Source organism: Parasphingorhabdus sp. (assembly GCF_039982415.1).
GTDB lineage: Bacteria > Pseudomonadota > Alphaproteobacteria > Sphingomonadales > Sphingomonadaceae > Parasphingorhabdus.
In genome coordinates this window covers 267245-288932 of the sequence record NZ_JBDWYL010000001.1, presented here as the reverse complement: position 1 = coordinate 288932, position 21688 = coordinate 267245, and the positions used below count along the sequence as shown (strand labels likewise).

Here is a 21688-nt window from a genome sequence, read left to right as displayed (position 1 = left end):
TCCCTGTTTCTTAGCTGGCTTGTTCTAGTGGTTTGCCGGTCACTGCTTCTGTTATAGAATTTGGCAGTGGCTCCGGTTTCTCGATCCGAGAAAGGAGCGGCAAAATGATCAGGAAGTGCGCAAAATAATAGGCACTCGCGAGTTGACTCAGCATCACATATGGTTCTTCCGCTGGTGCTCCACCGCAAATGGCCAAAACCACGATGCAAGGAATGAGACCGAATAGGAAAAACTTCTTGAAGCGCGGGCGATAATTGCCTGAGCGGACCGGCGAACGGTCTAGCCAAGGCAAGAAGAACCAGACTAAAATGGCTGAGAACATCGCCAAAACGCCCAATAGCTTGGCCGGTATAAAGAAGAAATCAAACGTAAAGGCTCGCAAAATTGCGTACCATGGCCAGAAATACCATTCTGGAACAATATGCGCCGGTGTCGACAGCGGATTAGCCGGAATATAATTGTCAGCATGACCCAATGCGTTTGGCAGGAAGAACATCATCGCCGTGAAGAAAATCAATGCCAATCCAAGGAACCAGCCATCTTTCGCGGTATAGAAAGGATGGAACGGCACAGTGTCTTGTTTCCCTTTAACATTCACGCCCGTTGGATTGTTAGAGCCTGGGATGTGTAAGGACCAAATATGCAGGATAATCACGCCCGCCATCACAAACGGCAGCAAATAGTGCAGCGAGAAAAACCTGTTCAAAGCCGCATTATCCGGAGCAAAACCACCCAATAGCAGTTCCTGAATTGGCTTACCCACCAAGGGAATTGCTTCAAACAGACCGGTAATGACTTTGGCGCCCCAGAAGCTCATCTGTCCCCAAGGCAACACATAGCCCATAAAGGCAGTAGCCATGGCCAACAGATAAATGACCACGCCGAGTAGCCAAATCATCTCTCTGGGGGCTTTATAGGAACCGTAATATAATCCCCGTCCAATATGCAGATAAATAGCGATGAAGAAAAAGCTCGCTCCATTGGCGTGCGCATAGCGGATCATCCAACCGCTGTTTACATCCCGCATAATATGTTCAACGGAATCAAACGCAATGTCAGCATTTGCGGCATAATGCATCGCCAAAATAATTCCGGTTACAATCTGAACAACCAGAAAAACACCTGCTAGCGAACCAAAGTTCCACATATAGTTGAGATTGCGCGGTGTCGGATATCCAGCACCAAGGCTGTTATAAACAAGGCGTCCGATTGGAAGCCGGTCATCCATCCACTGACCAAATTCGGTGGTTGGCTTATATTCTTGTGCCCAAGGAAAACTCATTTTTCTTGCCCCTAGCCGATTTTCACGACGGTATCTGATAGGAAACTATATTCCGGAACTTCTAGGTTTGTTGGTGCGGGACCTTTGCGAGTCCGACCTGCCGTATCATAGTGCGAACCATGGCATGGACAGAAATAGCCGCCATATTCGCCTTTGACTTCACCTTGTGCAGCGCCGAGCGGAACACAACCCAAATGGGTACAAACGCCGAGCGTGATCAGCCAGTTTTCTTTCCCTGGCTGGGTACGATCGGCTAAACTTTCGGGATCACGAAGGCCGGAAAGATCAACTTTATTGGCTTCTTCAATTTCAGGAGCCGTGAGATTCCGAATGAAAATAGGTTGCTTGCGCCAGCTCGATTTAATCGCCTGTCCCGGCTCGATGGCAGAAATATCGACTTCGATGGATGACAACGCCAAAACATCTGCGCTGGGGTTCATCTGGTTTACGAGGGGGAACACCGTTGCTACGACCCCAACCCCGCCAAAACTTACTGCCGCGATATTGATGAAGTCGCGGCGCCGAACGCCTCCAATTTCCGCTTCCGAAACAGCCGAATCACTTGGTTCAACTGCTGAATCAACACTAGCCATGCAAACATGCCCTTACGTTTGGTTATTTCCCCTATCTGCCAGATCAAAGCAAAAGCCTCAATAAGTTATTCGGCAGCTATTGGCGCGCCTGATAGCCGCGAAGACTATGGTTTGCCAACAGTCAATTTTTGATTGACCGAACATTATATTTCACTCCATGTTACAGGTCTGATGAGAGTAGCCCTTTACCAACCCGATATTGCTGGAAATTTAGGAACGATTCTAAGGACATGCGCATGTTTCAATGTAGCGGTCGATATCATCGAACCATGCGGTTTTCCGTTTAGCGATCGCAGCCTGAAACGCGCTGGGATGGACTATTTTGATCATGTTGATTTTACGCGGCATGCGGATTGGAATGCGTTTCTCGCAAAAGTCGATTCACAGTCGGCTCGGATCGTTTTGCTGACCAGCAAGGCAGAGCAGGCCTATCACAGGTTTGATTTTCATCCAGACGATATTTTGCTTTTCGGTTCCGAAAGCGCAGGCGTGCCATCTAATGTGAGAGATCGCGCGGATGATCGAATCACAATAAAGATGAAAAACGGCATGCGGTCATTGAACCTTGCCGTGTCTGCAGGCATGGCACTGGGCGAAGCGTTAAGACAAACAGGACAATTTTCGCAATGACTGTAAAAGCCCCCGTCCGGGAAAATGACAATCCATTGGATGACCAGCAACGCAAAGCGCAGAATTGGTTCGCAGAATTGCGCGATAAAATCTGCAATGCGTTTGAAGAAATAGAAGCAGAAGCCGGCAGTGACGCTCGGTTTGAATTTATCAACTGGGACCGAAAAAATCCTGATGGATCTCCCGGCGGTGGCGGCGTTCGTGGAGTCATTAACGGCAAGATATTCGAAAAAGCCGGAGTGAATATATCGACTGTTGATGGAACCTTCAGCGAAGAATTCGCCAAATCCATCCACGGCGCGGCTGAAAATCCGCATTTTTTCGCAACCGGCATCAGTCTCGTCGCGCATATGGCGAACCCTCATGTTCCAGCTGTTCACATGAACACCCGCTTCTTGTGCACGACCAAAAAATGGTTTGGCGGTGGAGCCGACCTCAACCCCCCCATTCCTTACGAAGAAGATACAGCGGATTTTCATGCGCGTTTAAAAGCCGCTTGCGACAGCCACGACCCCGATTGTCACGCAAAATTTAAAAAATGGGCAGATGACTATTTTTATATTCCCCATCGCAAAATGCATCGCGGTGTCGGTGGCATTTTTTATGACCATCTGGAACTGGAAAACGACGCAGAATTTGATCGCAATTTTGCGTTTACCCAGGAAGTGGGCAAAGCTTTTCTCGATATTTTTCCAAAATTGGTGCGTAGGCGCATGGGCTTGCCGTGGACCAGTGCAGAGAAAGAGGAGCAGCTGGTCTGGCGCGGGCGCTATGCTGAATTTAACTTGGTCTATGATCGAGGCACGACTTTCGGGCTGAAAACTGGCGGCAATGTAGATGCCATTTTAATGAGCCTGCCACCAGAAGCGAAATGGGAGTGATGACCTGATGCCGATGACCGAAATTCCGGACAAAGACCTGGCGGTGGTTGTCACCTATTTTGAAATGAACAGCCGCCCTACCCTTATTCCATCAGAACATATCCAGTTGACCATTTGGCAGAATCCGAATATTTCCGAATATCGTCAATTGTTTAAACAGGTTGGGCAGGAATGGCTTTGGTTTGGGCGATTATTGCTCAGTGACGACGATCTGCATTCTGCAATAAATGATCCTAACATCACGATTTTTCACATCATTTTCCAAGACCGGAAAATTGGCTTTGTGGAATTGGACTTTAGTCAAACCAGCCAATGTGAAATTTTATATTTCGGAATCATTCCCGAAATGAACGGCAAAAGGCTTGGCCGGGAGATTATGTCTGAAACATTGGCCCATGCATGGCGAACTGATATCGTGCGAGTTTGGTTGCATACCTGTACAAATGATTCACCGCGCGCTCCATCCTTTTATCAAAAGGTTGGATTTACGGCATATAAGAGAGCGACTGATACGCACCCCGACCCACGCCTCACCGGTATTCTGCCTAAATCAGCCGCACCGCATGTTCCGCTGATCGGAACGGTTAGTTAAACACCTCTGCAACATTTGACCCTTTACCTGTCAACTGATTGTAAATCGAAGCAATCAGCGCCGTAAACAATACGCCCAAAACAGCGCTGCCGAGAGCGGATACGATATTTTCCAGCAAAGCCCAGCCAGCGCCGCCTGTTGCCACTCCAATGATCAAACCAACAATCATTTGGATGACACCCACGGTAATCGCTCCGATAATGGCGATAATCAGAACCAGCAGCAAAATCGAAAAGCCATTATCCTTGGTGATAGCCCAACTTTTTTTGACCGCTTCGAGAGGATTACGTTCTTCTTGATCAGCAATCACGATTGGAACCAGGGCCATTCTACAGGCGACGTAAAATCCCGGGATGATAAAAAGCATGAAACCCGCCAAAGTGATCAGACCGGTTAATATATTGGCCAGTAAGAAGAACAGAAAAAACCGCATGGCCTTGCCCAAATCATCCGCGAGCGTGCCGCTATGCGCGCGCGCTATCGTAAAAAATATAACGAAACCGCCAAAGCTGATAATCAAATTGGACAGGATAATTGCAGTGGCATTATCTTGGAAAAACGTTGAATAGGCGCTCATTGCAGCGTTCAGATCTTCTGTGCCTTGCAATGCGGGTTGTCCGACAAACTGCGCCATGAGCAACGTCGGCAGAAACACAAACACACCCGAAATGGCGATAATCGCTTCTTTATGAGCGCGCAAAATTGCCAGCGTGCCATTCCAACAGTCCATGAAATTGAGCTTCATTCGCTTCGCCTCTAAATTTGAATTCCATCGACCGACCCCTTGCCACTTTCCCTGCAATTGTGCACGGAATTTTTATGACTGATATTTCTAACATTGAATGGCGGGTTGAAACCGAAAAAGTGGACTATCCGGATGCCTTGGCAACGATGGAAAAGCGCAACGCCGCCATTTACAACCAAGAGCAATCGGAATTGCTTTGGCTCCTCGAACATCCTCCGCTTTACACGGCTGGCACGAGCGCGGATCCAGCAGAATTGCTCAGTGAGGCATTTCCCGTTTTTAATACTGGGCGCGGTGGACGACACACTTATCACGGCCCGGGACAAAGGGTTGGCTACGTCCTGCTGGACCTCAAACGGCGCCAAGCGGACGTCCGAAATTTTGTACATGCGTTGGAAGATTGGGTTATCTTGGCCTTAGCCGAATTTGGCGTGGAAGCGCGGGCCATCGATGGGCGTGTAGGAATTTGGTGTGATACACCGCAAGGCCAAGAGGCGAAAATCGGCGCAATTGGTATTCGCATTCGGAAATGGGTGACGATGCACGGCTTTTCTGTAAATGTTGATCCCAACCTTAGTCATTTTACCGGCATTATCCCGTGCGGAATTAGTGAATTTCCAGTCACCAGTCTTCATCAATTGGGCATCAATGCAACGATGAATGACTTTGATGCGGCCCTAAAGAAAACCGCACCGAACTTCTTCGCCGCAATTGCCAAATAAAATAGACGCGATATGGTAGTGGCCTAAATAATATAGGATTTTCCATGACATTTTTGCCAAAGATTTCCATCATTGCCCTATTATCCTTATCCGCAGCGGCCTGCTCGGATGACGCTGAAGCCCCGGAAGCTGAAACAGTAACAGAAACCAGAATGGACGAAGTGGATGTAATTGACGGAACCATTAATGATGACATGGTGGATGTCGATGCAGAAGAAACCGGTGATGAACTGGCTGAAGGCAGTGACGCGGAATCTGAATCCGATAATTCAAGCGAAAGTGACGACGAAGAATAAGGTTTAGGCTAGTCCCAAAATTTTATGGGTTTGCAAAGATAGCCGCCATTTTGGGTGCGCCTGGACAAATGCGATTGCCGCATTGAGATTGGCTGCACTTTCCTGTTCATCGCCACGCGCATCCATCGGCTGCAACAAAAAATTTGCAAAATCCCAATCTTGCATCTCTTGCCAATCGCTGCCCGATTGCGGCCAGACCAGCTTGAGTTCATCGCCAGAACGTTGAACAGTCTCACTGCCCGCTTTTGGACTGATACAGATCCAGTCAATCGATCGCGGAACCGCTATTGTCCCGTTGGATTCTATCGCAATTTCAAACCCCGCTTCGTGCAATGCATTGATTAAGGGTTCGTCCACTTGAAGCATCGGCTCGCCGCCGGTTAACACGACAAACCTACCCAGGTTACCATCACCCCATTTTTGGGTGATAGCTTCTACAAATGAAGCTGCATCTGCAAACCGCCCACCACCTTCACCATCCATTCCCACAAAATCCGTATCGCAAAATTGACAGATCGCACGGCTTCTGTCTTGTTCGAGACCTGACCAGAGATTGCAACCCGCGAGCCTAGCAAAGACAGCCCGTCGGCCGGCTTGAATCCCCTCGCCTTGCAGCGTTAGAAATATTTCTTTGACCGCGTAACTCATGGCTGCTGCGCATAGACGGTGGGGTCGATCAAGCCCGCTTCTTCAAAACCTTTTTGTCGCAACCGACAACTGTCACAAAGGCCGCAATGCAAATCCCCCGGAGAAGGATCATAGCAAGACCAGCTCAAACCCGGATCAATTTCTAGTCGTTCGGTTTCTTTGGCAATATCCGCTTTGGTCAAATATTGAAGAGGTGTCTGAATCGTGAAACCACTTCCTTGATCGCCCGCCTTGGTCGCCAGGTCCGCTAATTTCTCAAACCCCTGAATAAATTCCGGGCGGCAGTCCGGATAGCCTGAATAATCCAGGGCATTCACGCCGATAAATATATCACGCGCATCTCGTGCTTCTGCCAAACCCAATGTCAGCGAGAGAAAAATCAAATTACGAGCCGGAACATAAGTAACGGGAATATCATCACTAACGCCGGATTTAGGGACATTAATATCGTCAGTCAGCGCAGAGCCGCCAAATCGACTGAGATCGAGCGGCAAAATAATATGTTCGATGACACCCAAAGTTTCTGCGATGCGTTGCGCAGATTTGAGTTCGATTTTGTGCCGTTGGTTATAATCAACGGTCAGCGCAATAACGTCAAATCCCTGTTCCCGTGCTATTGCGGCAGACACCATCGAATCCAGTCCGCCCGACAGCAACACGATCGCTTTTTTTTGCTTTTGAGCCATATCCGACCCGCTAGTCGCCTTCTCGAACACAATCAAGTGTTCAGGTACGCAATATATTGGATGACAAAAAAATAGGCCGCGAATCCAGAGGAATGCGGCCTAGTCGGGTTTCTAGTAAAACCCAAAGGGAGGATATCAAGCTTAAGCGTGATAATCACTCAATAGGAAATCATAGTAAATATTTCGTTAAACGTCAGATGGCTATCTGTTTGACCTAACAGCTGCTAGTCCGCCGGCCTTCGACATTGAAGGAAAATGGAGCATTGCCTTTAATCCCCTGAGACTGAATTTGCACCAGTCCACTGGATTCCCGCTTAATTGTGGTTACGCCATGGTCGGCGCTGCCGCATTTATAACTAACACGCACGCTATTCACGGTGTCTTGAATGACATAGCGAGAACATGCGGTATCGCCATGCTGAATTTGTAGCAAAATGCCTGGATCGCCCAAACATACTTTCTTGCCCGGTTCATTCGATCCGCGCGCTTTCAGGGTCCATTCGCCTTTTTGTAAGCCATCCAAAAGCACCAGATCGGGTGATTGCGCAGGCGCCGAAACGGCAAATGCCAAGAATGCAGCTGTCGAAACGCTAACCGTTTTCATCAGTGTGATAGCTTTCATAACTGGCGCCCTTCTGGTCGATTGTTCTACGGTTAAACTGATCTTATTATTCATTAGCGTAAGAATGTGGCCAATATCGCGCTCAATTGCGGCGATTAATTGTATGTTTTCGACGATTTTCCAAAAATTCGAAGCAAAGTTCAATTTTATCAATTGTTTAAACTTGCAACAGAGATGCTGAATTTTTTGCTGCAAAAGGCACAATCAATAGAAATCAGCCCTTTTTCGTCGACCATATCCTCCTTATCTTCCTTTGGGAATCGCGCGATTACGTCCCGAATATGATCTTCATTACACCGACAACCCTTAACGAGCGGTTTACCGCTCAAAACCCTCACTTCGTCGCTCTCACTAAACAGGCGCCATAGTAAGTCTTCTAAAGGAAGTGCTTTGTTTACAAGCTCTTCGGGTTGGACGCTGCCACCCATTATCGCAACATGCTCCCATTCGGGATGATTCATCCGAACATGCAGTCTTTCTTTGCCTTCTTCGCCATCTGGCAAATGCTGGACAAGCAAGCCACCCGCGACAATATGATCTCCCTCAGACTCCAGATGTACCCGAATAATCGTCGGGATCTGTTCAGATTGCATAAAATAATTTTGAACCGCATCGGCTAGACTGGCCCCTTCCAGCGGAACGATACCCTGCGAGCGGCCGCGCGGCTCCGGATGATCAAAAGTTATGGCTAGATATCCTTTGCCAAACAAGGCCATCAAACTGGGCTCCAATGGCTGGCTAACTAGTCGGTCGTGGTCAAATTGAACATAACCGCGCACATCGCCATTTTTATAGTCACATGCCAACAAGCTAATCACGCCATTTTCAGTCTGAGCTTGCAATGTCAACTGAGCGTCCTCTTCTTTCAGCAATGCCCCGAGCATTGCGGTCAAACAGACGGCTTCAGACAAAACAGACTTTATCTGGGCCGGATAATTGTGCGCCGACAGTATATCATCAAGCACAGGTCCAAGTCTGACCGTTCGCCCCCGGCAATGTTTTGCCGGAATAGAAAAAGAGAGATTTTTGTCTATTAATGTGGCGCTATCGGACTGACTCGCCATCATATTTGCTCAAGAGCCCATCGCAAAATCGACTTTTGCGCATGGATTCGGTTTTCTGCTTCATCCCAAACCAGCGACTGCTTCCCATCAATCACAGACGGCATAACCTCTTCACCCCGATGAGCGGGAAGACAGTGCAGAAATACAGCATTATTTTTAGCTTGCTCCATGATCACGTCATTGACTTGATAGGGCATCATTGCGTCAATTTTGGCGTCTGCGTGCGCTTGTCCCATGGACACCCAAGTGTCCGCAACGATGACATCAGCATCCGCAGCGGCTTCCATCGCGTCACGAAATATCGAGATGCGTGCGCCAGATGCTTGCGCAGCGCTTATAAAATCCACATTCGGATCATAGCCTTCCGGACAAGCGATGCGCACATTAAACTTCATTAGACCGGCAGCTTCGACGATACTGTTCAAAACATTATTGCTGTCGCCCAACCAAGCCACTTCAAGCCCGGGCAGCGCCTTATCATGCTCTATCAAAGTCAATAGATCGGCGACAATCTGACAAGGGTGCGACAAATCGGTCAAACCATTTATCACCGGCACTGTGGCATTTGCAGCCAATTCCTCGATCTTGGCGTGATCATCCGTGCGGATCATGATGGCATCACACATCCGGGAAAGCACCTTTGCGGTGTCAGCTACGGTTTCTCCCCGGCCAAGCTGCATGGAACCACTATCCATGACGATACTTGTTCCGCCCAATTGGCGGATAGCCATATCAAAAGACACGCGCGTACGCGTGCTGCTTTTTTCAAAAATCATGGCCAATACATGATCTGCCAAAGGCGCGTCAGCGTCGGCTTTGCCTTTCGGCCAAGAAGTCCGAATGGCCTTACGATCCATCGCATCATTCAACATCGCGGCAACCGCATCACCGCCGGCATCCGCCAAATTCAAAAAATGCCGCGTCATGAGCCGGGTGCCTCATAGTCAGCCGCACCTGCGGACAATTTCTCAATAAATGTCGCGACATGGCTCTCTTCGATATTCAGAGGCGGTAATATCCGCAGCGTGTTATCCCCTGCAGCGACCGTAAGAAGGCCATGATTGTCTCGCAAATGAGCGACAAATGATCGCGTTTCTTGAGTCATGGTAATCCCGAGCATCAAACCATGTCCCCTGACGCCCTTAAATAAAGCCGGATAATTGCCAATAAATTGCTCAATCGCGGCACGCAGCTTATTGCCCATGTCCTTTACATTATCGAGAAATTCATCATTGGCGACAACATCCCAGACAGCGTTACCGGCGGCCATAGCCAAAGGATTGCCGCCATAAGTGGATCCATGCGTTCCGGGCACCATTCCCCGCGCCGCGTCTTCCGTGGCCAAACAAGCGCCAAAGGGAAAACCACCACCAATGCCTTTGGCACTGGCCATAATATCAGGCGTTATGCCGTAAAGTTCATGGGCATAAAGCGCGCCGGTCCGCGCCACACCACATTGGACCTCATCAAGCACCAATAATAGGCCATGTTTGTCGGCGAGCGCCCGCAGTCCCTGCATGAATTCTTGAGATGCCGGGCGGACACCGCCCTCACCTTGTACGGGCTCCACCAGAAAAGCAGCAGTTTGCGGGCCGATCGCTGCCTCTGCTCCCGCCAAATCATCAAAATCGACATATTTGAAACCATTGAGCAATGGAGAGAAACCATGATGCATTTTTTCTTGGTTCGATGCCGAAATTGTCGCCATGGTTCGTCCGTGAAAGGCGTTTTTAAATGTGATGATTTCAAACCGGTCGCTGTCTTGGGATTGGTGATAAACCCGTGCCGTCTTTATCGCACATTCAACCGCCTCAGCACCGCTGTTGGTGAAGAATACAGTGTCCGCAAATGTGGTATCGACCATACGCTGCGCGAGCTTCTCGCCTTGCGGACTGCCATAGAGGTTGGAAACATGCATTAATGTCGCCGCTTGGTCCTGAATTGCTTTAGTCAGATGCGGATGACCATGCCCCAACAGGTTCACCGCTATACCGGTAGCAAAATCAAGCGCGCGACTCCCGTCTTCTGAGATCAACCAAGCACCTTCGCCGCGGACGGGACGAAAACCACACCGAGGATATACGGGCATGAGCGGGGTAATCGTCATTATAATTTCCTTCCAAAACAAGGGCGCAGAAAAACAGAAAAGGCGACCCGATTGGTCGCCTCTTTCAATGGCTTGCCTTATATGCCTGATTAGAAGGCCGGTCAATCTTTGCGATTGATATCTGTCGATCTGTAGGCGTCCTGATTATTAATCGAGTAAGGCAATCAAACAGAATGTTTTAATTGATTTAGCAAACACAAAAACATGTATTATAAATGACCTAATTTAAGCCCATATACCCCTATTATTTAACAAGGAGAGATTCGCATGGATATGAAAACACCTGGAGCCAAAATCGAAGGTTGCCCAATGGGTTTCGATGGTGGTGTACGTTCACTTCTAGGACGGCAGAACCAAGACTGGTGGCCCAATCAGCTCGAGCTAAACATTCTCAGCCAAGGCGGCACATCTCCCGATCCTATGGGCGATGATTTCAGCTATACCGAAGCGTTCAAGTCGATTGACTATCAAGGCCTTAAAAATGATCTAACCGCTTTGATGACCGACAGCCAGCCCTGGTGGCCTGCTGATTACGGGCATTATGGTCCTTTCTTCATTCGCATGGCGTGGCATGCAGCTGGTACTTATCGTACTGCCGATGGTCGTGGTGGCGCCGGTGAAGGACAACAGCGTTTCGCACCGCTAAATTCTTGGCCTGATAATGGCAATCTCGACAAAGCCCGCCGTTTGCTTTGGCCGGTTAAGCAAAAATATGGTGAAAAAATCAGCTGGGCCGATCTGTTCATTTTAGCCGGCAATGTGGCGATTGAATCAATGGGTGGACCGGTATTTGGATTTGGCGGCGGTCGTGCCGACACGTTTGAACCCCAAAGAGATATTTATTGGGGCAATGAAGATAAGATGGTCAACGAAGGCGTGCAAACCCGGATCGACCCTGATCAGGATTTGCTGCTGGAAAATCCATTGGCTGCCATTCAAATGGGACTAATCTATGTCAATCCGGAAGGGCCAGGCGGCAATCCTGATCCGGCATTGTCAGCCCGTGATATGCGCGAAACCTTTGCGCGCATGGCGATGAATGACGAAGAAACCGTTGCTCTGACCGCTGGCGGACATGCTTTTGGTAAGGCCCATGGTGCCGGTGATGCAGGTCTGGTGGGTGTTGAACCCGAAGGCGGCGATATCACTGCGCAAGGCTTTGGTTGGCTCAGCACCCACGCTTCTGGCGTTGGCGGTGATGCCATCACATCCGGCCTGGAAGGATCTTGGTCTTCCACGCCCACGCAATGGAATGGAAATTATTTCCGGCTTCTGCTCGATTATGAATATGAGCTCGTGAAAAGCCCTGCCGGTGCGCAGCAATGGCAGCCCATTGATCAGAAAGAAGAAGACATGGCTCCTCATGCTGCGGATCCTTCTAAAAAGGTCCCAACCATGATGACCACCGCGGACATGGCTTTGAAAATTGACCCGGAATATCGCAAAGTTTCTGAGCGTTTCCGCAATGACCAGGCCGCACTGGACGACGCATTCGCGCGCGCTTGGTTCAAATTATGTCACCGCGATATGGGTCCCAAAATCCGTTACCAAGGGCCTGAAGTTCCTGCTGAAGATTTGATCTGGCAAGATCCGGTACCTGCCGGTGAAATCCTCGGCGCTGGCGATGTCGCGTCGTTGAAGCAGGCTATTTTGGACAGCGGATTGACGGTCAGCGAATTGGTCAAGGCAGCATGGGCCTCAGCATCCACTTACCGGTCATCCGATCATCGCGGCGGGGCCAATGGTGCACGCGTCCGCTTAGCTCCGCAAAAAGATTGGGCAGCTAATGATCCGGCTGAACTGGGTAAAGTCATTGCCAAGTTGGAAGAGATCAAAGGCGACCATAATGTCAGCATTGCTGATTTGATTGTCCTGGGTGGTTCAGCGGCAGTTGAAAAAGCAGCTAAAGATGCAGGCTTCGATGTTGAAGTGCCTTTTGCAAGTGGCCGCGGCGATGCGACCGATGAAATGACGGACGCAGAAAGCTTTGAGCCCTTAGAGCCTAAAGCCGATGGTTTCCGTAACTATCTGTCCGCCAAGCATAGTGTTCCAACCGAGGAACTTATGCTCGATCGCGCTTCCCTGTTGAAACTAAGTGTTCCGGAAATGACCGTCCTGGTCGGCGGATTGCGCGCGCTTGGCGCCAATAGCGGCAATAGCAGCCATGGTGTTCTGACCGAACGACCTGGCCAGCTTACCAATGACTTTTTCGTCAACCTGCTTGATATGGGCACCGTTTGGGAAGCCGTTGAAGGCAGTGATGAAGAGGAATTTATCGGCAAGGATCGCAGCAGCGGGGCTCAGCGCTGGACCGGCACACGGGCCGATCTGGTATTCGGTTCCAACTCACAGCTGCGTGCTGTTGCTGAAGTTTATGCAGAAAATGGCCATGAACAGAAATTTGTTTCTGACTTTGTTGCTGCATGGACGAAAGTGATGAATGCAGATCGTTTCGATCTCGCTTAATAAAATAACGGGTCGCAACCGTTAAGATGGCTCGCCAGGAAACTGGCGGGCCATTTTTTTATAATTGCGCTTTGGACGCTTCCCAATTTTGCCCATCAAATTTGGTGATCATGGGTTCAAGCGCATGGCCTATATCTAGGCAATTATAATTGACGCTCCAGCAATCGGGATGAGATCGGGGTTGGTAAAAGCTCTTCACACCGCATTTTTTGCAGAAGAGATGATCGGCTTGTTTCTTCCCAAATTTATAGCTGGTGAGATCATCCGCGCCGTTCGCCAAGTTGAACAGTGCATGCGGGATGAACAAATGCAAATAGCCGCTGCGCGCGCAAATGGAACAGTTGCAGTCCAACATGTCAGGCTTGGCTTTTGACTGAGCCACAAAGCGGACTGCTCCGCAATGACAACCACCAGTTACGGTAATCATGTCCGCACTTCAGTAGTATGAATATCGATGCGGTTTTCTAATGTCCTGTGCACCGGACATTTATCGCCAATTTCCAGTAATTTTTGCCGCTGCTCCGCAGTCAAATCGCCTTGTAAGCTAATCGCACGATCGATCACATCAATCCGATTGTCATCATTGCTGCAATTGTCGCAATCAGCCACATGATCTCTACTATGCTCCAATTCAATATGCACCGCTTCGAGGGGAATGGCCTTGCGATCAGCATACATTTTGATCGTCATCGACGTACAACTGCCTAGCGCCGCCAGCAACAGATCATAGGGCGATGGCCCCGTGTCTCCGCCACCAAATGACAGCGGTTCATCCGCACGAAAAACATGTTTTCCCACCTTCACCGTCTGTTGAAATTTACCGTCAGCGGTTTCGACGGAAACGATCGAAGGTTGGTTAGCCATAATTACTCCACAGTTACCGATTTTGCGAGATTGCGCGGTTGGTCGACATCCGTCCCTTTAGCGACGGCCACATGATATGCCAGCAGTTGCACGGGTACAGAATAGACCAACGGCGCAATTAAAGGATGTACCTTGGGCATTTCAATAGTGGCCATGCACCCTTCTCCCGCTTCTGCTAGGCCTTCGGCATCAGAGATCAGCACCACCTTACCGCCCCGCGCACGCACTTCTTGCATATTCGAGACTGTTTTTTCAAATAATGGACCAGATGGCGCCAAAACGATCACCGGTACCGCTTCATCGATAAGCGCAATTGGGCCATGCTTCATTTCACCAGAGGCATAGCCTTCGGCATGAATATAGCTGATTTCTTTGAGTTTGAGCGCACCTTCTAAGGCGAGCGGGTAGTCCGGTCCACGGCCGAGATAGAGCACATCACGCGCCGGGGCGATTAGATGAGCCATTTCAGCAATATCTTCATCATGAGACAGCGCCTCATTCAATGCCGCCGGAGCTTCCGTCAGATGCGTAACAACTTCACGTTCTTCGGCGGCCGTCATTTTGCTTTTCACCACCGCAAGATGCGCGGCCAGAGCCGCTAGAACCGCCAGTTGGCAAGAAAAGGCCTTGGTTGATGCAACGCCAATTTCGGGGCCAGCATGAGTTGGCAAAAGCAAATCAGCCTCGCGCGCCATGGAACTGGTTGGCACATTAACAACGACAGCAATTTTCTGTCCATTTTCTTTGCTGTGGCGCAATGCCGCAAGTGTATCGGCTGTTTCACCGGATTGAGAAATGAATAGGGCCAAACCACCCTGTTCAAATACGGGATCACGATACCGAAATTCGGAAGCAAAATCCAAATCAACTGGGACGCGGGCAAAGGTTTCGAACCAATATTTGGCAACCATCCCGGCATAATAGCTGGTCCCGCAGGCAACGATCGTGATCCGTTTTATGTCTTTTAAGTCAAAGTCCATTTGGGGAAGAGCGACTTGCTGTTCAAGGGACCGGATATAACTTTGCAGGGTTTGCGCGACCACAGTGGGCTGCTCAAAAATCTCTTTTTGCATATAGTGGCGATATTGGCCTTTTTCGATTGTTGCGGCCGACACACCGGATGTCGTCACTTCCCGTTCTACAGGCTTGTTCTTACTATCAAAAATTTCCGCACCATCGCGCGTAATGACAACCCAGTCGCCTTCTTCAAGATAAGCGATTTTCTGGGTCAATGGCGCCAAGGCGAGCGCATCTGATCCCAGATAGGTTTCGCCATCGCCATAGCCAACGACCAATGGAGAACCTAATCGGGCGCCGATAAGCAGATCAGGATCAGATTTAAACGCTATCGCCAGCGCAAAGGCGCCGCGCAATTGTGGCAAAACAGCTTTAACCGCTTCCTGTGGAGATTTGCCCGCTTCCACTTGCTCACTCACCAAATGCGCCACCACTTCGGTATCCGTTTCGCTTTCAAAACTGCGGCCTCGCGCCGAAAGCGCTTCTCGCAAGCTTTTGAAATTCTCAATAATCCCATTGTGCACCAAGGCGACTTCACTGGTGGCATGGGGATGCGCGTTGTTTCGTGTTGGCGCGCCATGGGTCGCCCATCGGGTATGAGCAATACCTATCATGCCTGGGGCATCGTCCGTCTTGAGCACGTCCACCAGATTAATCAATTTGCCCTCGGCGCGGCGGCGAATAAGATCGCCGTTGGCAACAGTGCACACGCCGGCGCTATCATAACCACGATATTCCATTCGCTTGAGACCATCGACCAGACGATCTGAGACCGCATCCTTGCCAACAATTCCGATGATTCCGCACATAATTCAGGCTTTCTGTTTAAAGAGTATAAGGAACACGAATACCTGGCATTTCTGCCGGAAAGTCGCGTGTGTTTCGTGTAATTAAGATTCGCCCAGAGAGTTGAGCGGATGCAAGAATGACCGCATCCATTGCTTTCAGGCGCCGCCGGTCGCTGCGCAACAAGGCGGCGCGGCGACCAATTTCTTCATTGACTTCGATAATGTTGAAAAAGGAGAGAAAATCCTCAGCCCGATCACCGTCATCCGGCAGTGCACGGGTCAGTATTTCAACCCAGGTCAATCGGCTGATATAACGCCGATCATAGCGTTTCAGCTCGACATTGGCACGGCCAATATCATTCAGCGCATCGAATAAAATATTACTATCGAAAACAGCTTCGTTCACGAGGTATCTTTCCGGCGATAACGCTCGGCCTCCCGGTCATCATTCGCATCGAAAAGGTCAGGAAATTCCTTGCGGACATCCCAATAATCTGGGTCCCAGGGCCGCGTCCAGGACGCCCGCTCGCGCCGTTGCCAGGCAACCGGATCGCCAACCTCTCGCCGGTCACGCCAGATACCGAAAAATTTCTCAATACCCTGCTTGGACGCGTCTGCGCGAAAAGCAGCCACCGCATCCCGCAATAATTGCGCACGCGATGTCTCTTGTGCTGCCGCTTGGGCATCCAGCCATTGGACATCTTCTTCGGACAAGTCTGCAAGTATGCGAGTCATGATATATTGATATCATATCATGATATCATGTCAATCTTCTTCTTAAATCTTCTTGCTGTGATGGCGCGCGCGGCAACCCGATGTCCCAGACAAAACCGGCTTTACCGAGACCGGCTATAACCCACCATGCTGGATCCGACTGCCCCGGCTCCAAGCCGATGCGAGCAGATTCTGGAAAAGCATGATGGTTGTTGTGCCAACATTCTCCATAGGTCAGTAAACCGAGACCATTGAGATTGGAGGCTTGGACGCATGCTGTGGCTACATCCCAGCGCCCCTTACCAGGGCGATGGCAAAAGTATGTAATGGTCCAATGCCCAGCGACACTGATGATAATCCGCACGAAAATTCCCCAAACAACCCAAGGCATTCCGCCAATTACGAATAAAATCACTGCCAGTGGTAACTGGTGCCAGCGCCAGCTCTTTTCCAGAAAATGATAAAATTTGTCATCTGCGATATTTTCTTCAATTGTGAATTTGGGCGGCCGATCAAACTCAAAACGATAGAATAACTGCCATGTTAAATCTCTGATCAGAGATTTTCGATGTGCAAAAAAATCGTGACAGGCGGGCTGGCGCTGAGCCCAATCACGGATGTCATGAACATATAATATGCCGTGAGGACCAGCCACACCGACCAATGTGCCCAGATAGATCAACGATCTCTCTAATAGTTTTGAGCATACGAATGTTCGGTGGATCATCATGCGATGCATCCCCACACTATGTCCCAAGAGTAGAGAGAAATAGGTGAGAATAAGGAACATAAAAAACGCCCCCAGGGTGAAGAAGGGGGCCGCCAAACTGATGGCGCATACCAGCATCGAACCATTCCAAATAGCCCTTTTCATATCAAAACTGACCCGCCCAAATTCGGCAGATGCAGATGATCCTTCAACCCGGGCAACCGGTTTCATCATGACAGGTTTAAGATTTTCCCGCCTTTTTCTTCGCACTCACTGTATTAAACCGGTCAGCCCAGCCGTGTTTCGCGGTTTGCTCTGCCCGCACCAGTGCCAAATCGCCAGCATCCACATCTTTAGTTAGCGCTGCGCCGGCGCCGACGATCGCGCCATCGCCAATCGTCACGGGCGCGACTAGCGCGCTGTTGGAGCCAATAAACGCGCCCTTGCCGATCTTGGTCTTATATTTGAAATAGCCGTCATAATTGCAGGTGATTGTCCCGGCGCCAATATTAGCACCCTCTCCCACCTCGGCATCACCCAGATAGGTCAGATGATTGGCCTTGGCACCTTTGCCCAGGATCGCCTTTTTCATCTCAACAAAATTGCCGATTTTCGAGCCTTCTTCTAGCACCGCACCGGGACGCAGACGCGCGAAGGGTCCAACATTGGTATTTGCTCCAATAGATGCGCCTTCGATATGACTATGACCATAGATACGGGCTCCGCTGGCTACCGATACACCGGGACCAAAAAAGACATTTGGTTCTACGATAACATCTGAAGAAATCTGTGTATCATATGAAAACCAAACGGTTTCTGGCGCAATCAAACTGACGCCATCAGCCATCGCCTGCGCGCGGCGGCGGTCTTGCCATTCGCCTTCAACGGCGGCCAATTCCGCGCGGCTGTTAACGCCCGCAACTTCCGCTGGGTCATCGACTTCGATCACCGCGCTGGCCTGTCCCGGCAACATAACAATGTCGGGCAGATAATATTCACCAGCCGCATTGTCGTTGCCGATCTGGTCCAACAAGATGAACAAATCGGTCGCGCGCGCCGCCATCAGACCGCTGTTGCACAGGTTAACCGCCCGCTCGATCTCATTGGCATCCTTAAACTCGACCATTTTTTCAATTTCGCCCTGATCACTTGCAATAATCCGCCCATAAGCGCCCGCATCGTTGGGACGAAAACCAAGCACAACGGCGCGCGGGTCGGTCCCATCATTTAAGCGAGCTATCATTGCTTGCATAGTATCCGCGCTGACCATCGGCACATCACCGTAAAGAATCAGCACATCACCGGCGAAACCTTTGAGCGCATCATGCGCCTGCGCCACCGCATGCCCTGTCCCGAGCTGATCTTTCTGAACCGCGATCGCAACACCGCAACCCTCAACGCTATGCTCCAACTGTTCCCGCCTCGCACCGACAACAACAACCGTTCTCTCCACGCCGATAGACTCCACCGTGTCCAGCAAATGGTGCAGCATCGGCTTCCCGGCAATCGGATGGAGAACCTTGTGCATGCTTGATTTCATCCGTGTGCCTTGTCCGGCGGCTAAGATAATGGCTGCTAAAGGACGGTCACTCATGCCAAATACTCCAAATATGTCATTTCGAACGGTGATTTTGCGCCCCATGCCATGATGCGGTTGCTTATGCCAGCAAGATCGGTTCTATGCTGCTCTGATGACAGAAATTTCTTTCGATATTATTGGTTTTGATCTGGATGGCACGTTGCTGGATACCAGCATGGAACTTGCCGCCTCTCTCAACCACGCCCTAGAAACCGCGAACCGGCCGCAAGTTGATGCACAATCAACACGCTCCTTGGTGGGCATGGGGGCTCGTCATATGCTAAAAATGGCGTTGCAACAGTCGGGCGGTTTTGATGACAATCTCATCAAACAATTATTGCCCATCCTGATTGATCATTATGAAGCCCATTTGGGAACCAACGCGCCTGCATTTCCGGGCTTGATTGCTGCCTTGGACAGTCTCCAGCAAAAAGAGATCAAACTTGCCGTCGTGACCAACAAATTTGAGAATTTGGCCGTAAAACTGCTAACCAAAGTCGGTATGATTGATCGGTTTGTCACCGTAATTGGCGGCGATACCATGGGTAAAGGACGCAGCAAGCCCAAGCGTGATCCGATAGATGAGATGATCCGGCGTTGCGATGGTAAAATCGGGCAAAGCAAAGCGGTATTTATTGGTGATAGTATTTTTGACATTGAAGCTGCAAAAAATGCGGAAATCGCCAATATTGCTGTCAGTTTTGGATTTTTGCATCAGCCGGTCGAAGAATTGGGAGCCGATATCATTATCGATCATTATGATGAGCTTCTTCCTGCACTCGTGAAACTTGGTGCATAAGGTTTATTTTTTGCGCCATTTTGTCCACAAATGGCGAGCGAGCATCACCGGCGGCATGCGCAGCCAATGCGACCGAATATAGAAAAATTGCCTAGTAATCTTGCGGCTTTCCCGACCCCATCCATCGCGGGCTAGCAGACGGCGAACATAGAAATAATCGGTCAATTGCGAGGCGCCGGTGAAGCTTTTATCTGTTGGCAAATCGTAAAGACGCGCCGCCAATCGCAGCGCTCGGGCAAGATGCGGTTCCAAACCATGCAACTGGGCGCGCTCGTGCAAGACTTTCCAAAACCCCGCATTATTCCAAGAAAATTGGCGCACAAGACGGTCAATGTCCCACAGGTTGCGCAATCCCCCAGCCATGTCGCCATCAGCGAGCATATGCGCCACTGAATGCAAAACCATATCGGCTTCGCCCATTACATAGAGACCAGAATCCAATTTTTGCGCGTCATCGAGCATGGCTTTGGGACAAGGCGTTGGTCTTGCGGTCAGCGGCAAAATTGTGTGATGCACGTCAATCATCCGATCCCGTTCGCGATGAATTAACGGTGGCAGTTCGTGCATATATTCCCGATAATATTGGTCATCATAGGGATCTGGTTTCACCCATTCCCAACCCGCATCGAGCAAAGCCTCTTCGGCGTCCGGCAATCGACTCCGGTCCACCATGATGTCGAGATCGCCAATGGAACGACCAATACCGGCATCAATATTGGCAGCAACATAGGCGGTGCCTTTCATGAGGAGGATTTTGCAAGATAGAGAAGACAAGGCCCGCCGCGCGCTTTCAGCCTCCCATAGCGCTTGTTGTCGAGCCAACTCACTAGATTGCATGGAATCCTGCAATACCGGCTTCACTGCCTCAGGGACCGCAATGTCAACTAAGCGATAGGCGAGACTTCCGGCCAGCGATTCTGCCCGCGCCATGCTGATTAAATCGGCCCAGCCCGCGCCATCGAGCGCAAGGGTTGATTGGGGCTGGCGTAATGCATCAACCAATATCTGCGCATTGGATCTCATGGAAGCTGATCCCAGAGTTCGTCGATTAGCGCCAGTGCCCGCTCACCAGTAGGATAATCCATTGCTTTAACCGGCACCTGATCAACAAATTTGGTGAGAGACCTAAAGCCGGGCTCGCCAAGCGCAACATAGTTTGTCGATGCTTGCGTTAATCGTATAAAAATCTCGCTTTTACCCATGTCCCGTAGAGCGGATTCATAGCCAAAACGCGGAAAAAGAAGCATTGCTGGTTTCGCGGTGACGGCCATTTTCTTGACCGCATCTCGCGGTGGTTGGATGTGCTGTATATCGCCTTTTGGCGTGTTTTTTATGAACGGGCCGAAACGCTCTTCCGGCACAATTTTGTGCATGGCTGCAATGGCTTCGTTTTTTAAACTGATTAATCTTGGGAAGCTGTGCACGAGACCAGTTTCGGGATCGAGTAACGCAAATTCATCGCCCATGAACCGCCAGCCATTTTCTGCTAGCAACGCTGACAATGTCGATTTTCCCGAACCAGAAAGGCCGGTCATCAATAAAGCGCGCCCATCTTTCTCGACACTGCTTGCGTGCAACAACAAATGGCGACGCCATCCCAATGCCATCTGCAAGTTCATACCCATTTCCGCAGCAAGCAAGCCCTGATCAAGAGGCAGCGGTGCAGCATCAGGTAGCCAATAGTCTCCTGATATATGGACCGATGGCCTGAGATAGCGACGCCAAGGTTTTTCCGGCTCCAAACGTACCGTGAAATCAACATATTCGTCGGTAATTTGAGGATAATATTGATATAGATTTTCAAGCTGATCCAGCGGCTCACGCCAGCAAGACGCAACCCGAAACCGTGCCGGCCCAATCGCAAGGTTTATATGATGCATATCG

At 50.0% G+C, this 21688-nt stretch carries 25 protein-coding genes; 7 read left to right on the top strand and 18 right to left on the bottom strand.

What is annotated here, in order from left to right; all coding sequences use genetic code 11:
• Positions 1–10: 10 nt before the first annotated feature.
• Complete coding sequence (locus ABJU74_RS01425) at positions 11–1282, bottom strand: cytochrome b/b6 (protein WP_348385794.1); 1272 nt, start codon at positions 1280–1282, stop codon at positions 11–13.
• A gap of 11 nt (positions 1283–1293) precedes the next feature.
• The gene (gene petA / locus ABJU74_RS01420) at positions 1294–1875 is read right to left on the bottom strand and encodes a ubiquinol-cytochrome c reductase iron-sulfur subunit (RefSeq protein ID WP_348385793.1); all 582 of its coding nucleotides are present in this window, start codon (positions 1873–1875) and stop codon (positions 1294–1296) included.
• A 171-nt stretch (positions 1876–2046) separates the two neighbouring features.
• On the opposite strand from petA, the gene ABJU74_RS01415 reads away from it, so the two are divergent.
• From ABJU74_RS01415 to ABJU74_RS01405, 3 genes are read left to right on the top strand one after another with little or no spacing between them, the layout of a single operon-like run.
• Complete coding sequence (locus ABJU74_RS01415) at positions 2047–2505, top strand: tRNA (cytidine(34)-2'-O)-methyltransferase (RefSeq protein ID WP_348385792.1); 459 nt, start codon at positions 2047–2049, stop codon at positions 2503–2505.
• Positions 2502–3386 carry an oxygen-dependent coproporphyrinogen oxidase gene (gene hemF, locus ABJU74_RS01410; protein WP_348385791.1) on the top strand — a complete coding sequence of 295 codons (885 nt, stop codon included), beginning with the start codon at positions 2502–2504 and terminating at the stop codon, positions 3384–3386. The genes ABJU74_RS01415 and hemF overlap by 4 nt, the downstream gene beginning before the upstream one ends.
• A gap of 7 nt (positions 3387–3393) precedes the next feature.
• Positions 3394–3978: a GNAT family N-acetyltransferase gene (locus ABJU74_RS01405; RefSeq protein WP_348385790.1), complete on the top strand. Its 585-nt coding sequence runs from the start codon at positions 3394–3396 to the stop codon at positions 3976–3978.
• On the opposite strand, the gene ABJU74_RS01400 is transcribed toward ABJU74_RS01405, so the two are convergent.
• Positions 3971–4723, bottom strand: a complete 753-nt coding sequence (locus ABJU74_RS01400; protein WP_348385789.1) for a glycerophosphoryl diester phosphodiesterase membrane domain-containing protein — start codon at positions 4721–4723, stop codon at positions 3971–3973. The genes ABJU74_RS01405 and ABJU74_RS01400 overlap by 8 nt on opposite strands.
• A gap of 74 nt (positions 4724–4797) precedes the next feature.
• Here ABJU74_RS01400 and lipB point away from each other — a divergent pair, with 74 nt between their 5' ends.
• Together lipB and ABJU74_RS01390 are read left to right on the top strand one after the other, a co-directional pair.
• Complete coding sequence (lipB, locus tag ABJU74_RS01395; RefSeq protein ID WP_348385788.1) at positions 4798–5445, top strand: lipoyl(octanoyl) transferase LipB; 648 nt, start codon at positions 4798–4800, stop codon at positions 5443–5445.
• A 44-nt stretch (positions 5446–5489) separates the two neighbouring features.
• Entirely contained in the window at positions 5490–5741 is a 252-nt protein-coding gene (locus ABJU74_RS01390; RefSeq protein WP_348385787.1) for a hypothetical protein, read from the top strand.
• 3 nt (positions 5742–5744) lie between these two features.
• Here ABJU74_RS01390 and queE read toward each other — a convergent pair whose 3' ends face one another.
• The 6 genes from queE to ABJU74_RS01360 all read right to left on the bottom strand — a co-directional run bounded on the left by queE (position 5745) and on the right by ABJU74_RS01360 (position 10868).
• Positions 5745–6389: a 7-carboxy-7-deazaguanine synthase gene (gene queE / locus ABJU74_RS01385; RefSeq protein ID WP_348385786.1), complete on the bottom strand. Its 645-nt coding sequence runs from the start codon at positions 6387–6389 to the stop codon at positions 5745–5747.
• Entirely contained in the window at positions 6386–7075 is a 690-nt protein-coding gene (gene queC / locus ABJU74_RS01380; protein WP_348385785.1) for a 7-cyano-7-deazaguanine synthase QueC, read from the bottom strand. The genes queE and queC overlap by 4 nt, the downstream gene beginning before the upstream one ends.
• A gap of 214 nt (positions 7076–7289) precedes the next feature.
• Positions 7290–7697 carry a hypothetical protein gene (locus tag ABJU74_RS01375; RefSeq protein ID WP_348385784.1) on the bottom strand — a complete coding sequence of 136 codons (408 nt, stop codon included), beginning with the start codon at positions 7695–7697 and terminating at the stop codon, positions 7290–7292.
• Between the two features lie 149 nt (positions 7698–7846).
• Entirely contained in the window at positions 7847–8761 is a 915-nt protein-coding gene (locus tag ABJU74_RS01370) for an Hsp33 family molecular chaperone HslO (RefSeq protein ID WP_348385931.1), read from the bottom strand.
• Positions 8761–9687: an ornithine carbamoyltransferase gene (gene argF, locus ABJU74_RS01365; protein ID WP_348385783.1), complete on the bottom strand. Its 927-nt coding sequence runs from the start codon at positions 9685–9687 to the stop codon at positions 8761–8763. The genes ABJU74_RS01370 and argF overlap by 1 nt, the downstream gene beginning before the upstream one ends.
• Entirely contained in the window at positions 9684–10868 is a 1185-nt protein-coding gene (locus ABJU74_RS01360; RefSeq protein WP_348385782.1) for an aspartate aminotransferase family protein, read from the bottom strand. The genes argF and ABJU74_RS01360 overlap by 4 nt, the downstream gene beginning before the upstream one ends.
• 267 nt (positions 10869–11135) lie before the next feature.
• Here ABJU74_RS01360 and katG point away from each other — a divergent pair, with 267 nt between their 5' ends.
• On the top strand, positions 11136–13334 hold the full coding sequence (gene katG, locus ABJU74_RS01355) for a catalase/peroxidase HPI (protein WP_348385781.1): 2199 nt from the start codon (positions 11136–11138) through the stop codon (positions 13332–13334).
• Positions 13335–13392: 58 nt separating this feature from the next.
• Here katG and ABJU74_RS01350 read toward each other — a convergent pair whose 3' ends face one another.
• The 7 genes from ABJU74_RS01350 to glmU are packed head-to-tail and all read right to left on the bottom strand — an operon-like array spanning position 13393 to position 19020.
• Entirely contained in the window at positions 13393–13761 is a 369-nt protein-coding gene (locus ABJU74_RS01350) for a GFA family protein (protein WP_348385780.1), read from the bottom strand.
• Positions 13758–14198, bottom strand: a complete 441-nt coding sequence (locus ABJU74_RS01345) for an OsmC family protein (RefSeq protein ID WP_348385779.1) — start codon at positions 14196–14198, stop codon at positions 13758–13760. Before ABJU74_RS01345 ends, ABJU74_RS01350 begins: the two co-directional genes overlap by 4 nt.
• 2 nt (positions 14199–14200) lie before the next feature.
• Complete coding sequence (gene glmS / locus ABJU74_RS01340; protein WP_348385778.1) at positions 14201–16024, bottom strand: glutamine--fructose-6-phosphate transaminase (isomerizing); 1824 nt, start codon at positions 16022–16024, stop codon at positions 14201–14203.
• Positions 16025–16040: 16 nt separating this feature from the next.
• Positions 16041–16409 carry a PIN domain-containing protein gene (locus tag ABJU74_RS01335; protein ID WP_348385777.1) on the bottom strand — a complete coding sequence of 123 codons (369 nt, stop codon included), beginning with the start codon at positions 16407–16409 and terminating at the stop codon, positions 16041–16043.
• A complete protein-coding gene (locus ABJU74_RS01330) occupies positions 16406–16738 on the bottom strand; it encodes a CopG family transcriptional regulator (protein ID WP_348385776.1) in 333 nt (110 codons plus the stop codon). The genes ABJU74_RS01335 and ABJU74_RS01330 overlap by 4 nt, the downstream gene beginning before the upstream one ends.
• 25 nt (positions 16739–16763) lie before the next feature.
• Positions 16764–17660 carry an acyl-CoA desaturase gene (locus ABJU74_RS01325; RefSeq protein WP_348385775.1) on the bottom strand — a complete coding sequence of 299 codons (897 nt, stop codon included), beginning with the start codon at positions 17658–17660 and terminating at the stop codon, positions 16764–16766.
• Positions 17661–17667: 7 nt separating this feature from the next.
• Entirely contained in the window at positions 17668–19020 is a 1353-nt protein-coding gene (gene glmU / locus ABJU74_RS01320; protein WP_348385774.1) for a bifunctional UDP-N-acetylglucosamine diphosphorylase/glucosamine-1-phosphate N-acetyltransferase GlmU, read from the bottom strand.
• A gap of 97 nt (positions 19021–19117) precedes the next feature.
• Here glmU and ABJU74_RS01315 point away from each other — a divergent pair, with 97 nt between their 5' ends.
• Positions 19118–19804, top strand: a complete 687-nt coding sequence (locus ABJU74_RS01315) for an HAD-IA family hydrolase (protein WP_348385773.1) — start codon at positions 19118–19120, stop codon at positions 19802–19804.
• Between the two features lie 3 nt (positions 19805–19807).
• Here ABJU74_RS01315 and ABJU74_RS01310 read toward each other — a convergent pair whose 3' ends face one another.
• Positions 19808–20827 (bottom strand): nucleotidyltransferase family protein, encoded by a 1020-nt coding sequence (locus ABJU74_RS01310; protein ID WP_348385772.1) that lies wholly within the window; start codon positions 20825–20827, stop codon positions 19808–19810.
• Positions 20824–21684, bottom strand: a complete 861-nt coding sequence (locus tag ABJU74_RS01305) for an HprK-related kinase A (RefSeq protein ID WP_348385930.1) — start codon at positions 21682–21684, stop codon at positions 20824–20826. Before ABJU74_RS01305 ends, ABJU74_RS01310 begins: the two co-directional genes overlap by 4 nt.
• Between the last annotated feature and the right edge of the window lie 4 nt (positions 21685–21688).

Coding starts and splice junctions, on each gene's coding strand:
- ABJU74_RS01425 (WP_348385794.1), bottom strand. CDS start 1,282: ATGAGTTTTCCTTGGGCACAAGAATATAAGCCAACCACCGAATTTGGT.
- petA (WP_348385793.1), bottom strand. CDS start 1,875: ATGGCTAGTGTTGATTCAGCAGTTGAACCAAGTGATTCGGCTGTTTCG.
- ABJU74_RS01415 (WP_348385792.1), top strand. CDS start 2,047: ATGAGAGTAGCCCTTTACCAACCCGATATTGCTGGAAATTTAGGAACG.
- hemF (WP_348385791.1), top strand. CDS start 2,502: ATGACTGTAAAAGCCCCCGTCCGGGAAAATGACAATCCATTGGATGAC.
- ABJU74_RS01405 (WP_348385790.1), top strand. CDS start 3,394: ATGCCGATGACCGAAATTCCGGACAAAGACCTGGCGGTGGTTGTCACC.
- ABJU74_RS01400 (WP_348385789.1), bottom strand. CDS start 4,723: ATGAAGCTCAATTTCATGGACTGTTGGAATGGCACGCTGGCAATTTTG.
- lipB (WP_348385788.1), top strand. CDS start 4,798: ATGACTGATATTTCTAACATTGAATGGCGGGTTGAAACCGAAAAAGTG.
- ABJU74_RS01390 (WP_348385787.1), top strand. CDS start 5,490: ATGACATTTTTGCCAAAGATTTCCATCATTGCCCTATTATCCTTATCC.
- queE (WP_348385786.1), bottom strand. CDS start 6,389: ATGAGTTACGCGGTCAAAGAAATATTTCTAACGCTGCAAGGCGAGGGG.
- queC (WP_348385785.1), bottom strand. CDS start 7,075: ATGGCTCAAAAGCAAAAAAAAGCGATCGTGTTGCTGTCGGGCGGACTG.
- ABJU74_RS01375 (WP_348385784.1), bottom strand. CDS start 7,697: ATGAAAGCTATCACACTGATGAAAACGGTTAGCGTTTCGACAGCTGCA.
- ABJU74_RS01370 (WP_348385931.1), bottom strand. CDS start 8,761: ATGGCGAGTCAGTCCGATAGCGCCACATTAATAGACAAAAATCTCTCT.
- argF (WP_348385783.1), bottom strand. CDS start 9,687: ATGACGCGGCATTTTTTGAATTTGGCGGATGCCGGCGGTGATGCGGTT.
- ABJU74_RS01360 (WP_348385782.1), bottom strand. CDS start 10,868: ATGACGATTACCCCGCTCATGCCCGTATATCCTCGGTGTGGTTTTCGT.
- katG (WP_348385781.1), top strand. CDS start 11,136: ATGGATATGAAAACACCTGGAGCCAAAATCGAAGGTTGCCCAATGGGT.
- ABJU74_RS01350 (WP_348385780.1), bottom strand. CDS start 13,761: ATGATTACCGTAACTGGTGGTTGTCATTGCGGAGCAGTCCGCTTTGTG.
- ABJU74_RS01345 (WP_348385779.1), bottom strand. CDS start 14,198: ATGGCTAACCAACCTTCGATCGTTTCCGTCGAAACCGCTGACGGTAAA.
- glmS (WP_348385778.1), bottom strand. CDS start 16,024: ATGTGCGGAATCATCGGAATTGTTGGCAAGGATGCGGTCTCAGATCGT.
- ABJU74_RS01330 (WP_348385776.1), bottom strand. CDS start 16,738: ATGACTCGCATACTTGCAGACTTGTCCGAAGAAGATGTCCAATGGCTG.
- ABJU74_RS01325 (WP_348385775.1), bottom strand. CDS start 17,660: ATGATGAAACCGGTTGCCCGGGTTGAAGGATCATCTGCATCTGCCGAA.
- glmU (WP_348385774.1), bottom strand. CDS start 19,020: ATGAGTGACCGTCCTTTAGCAGCCATTATCTTAGCCGCCGGACAAGGC.
- ABJU74_RS01315 (WP_348385773.1), top strand. CDS start 19,118: ATGACAGAAATTTCTTTCGATATTATTGGTTTTGATCTGGATGGCACG.
- ABJU74_RS01310 (WP_348385772.1), bottom strand. CDS start 20,827: ATGAGATCCAATGCGCAGATATTGGTTGATGCATTACGCCAGCCCCAA.
- ABJU74_RS01305 (WP_348385930.1), bottom strand. CDS start 21,684: ATGCATCATATAAACCTTGCGATTGGGCCGGCACGGTTTCGGGTTGCG.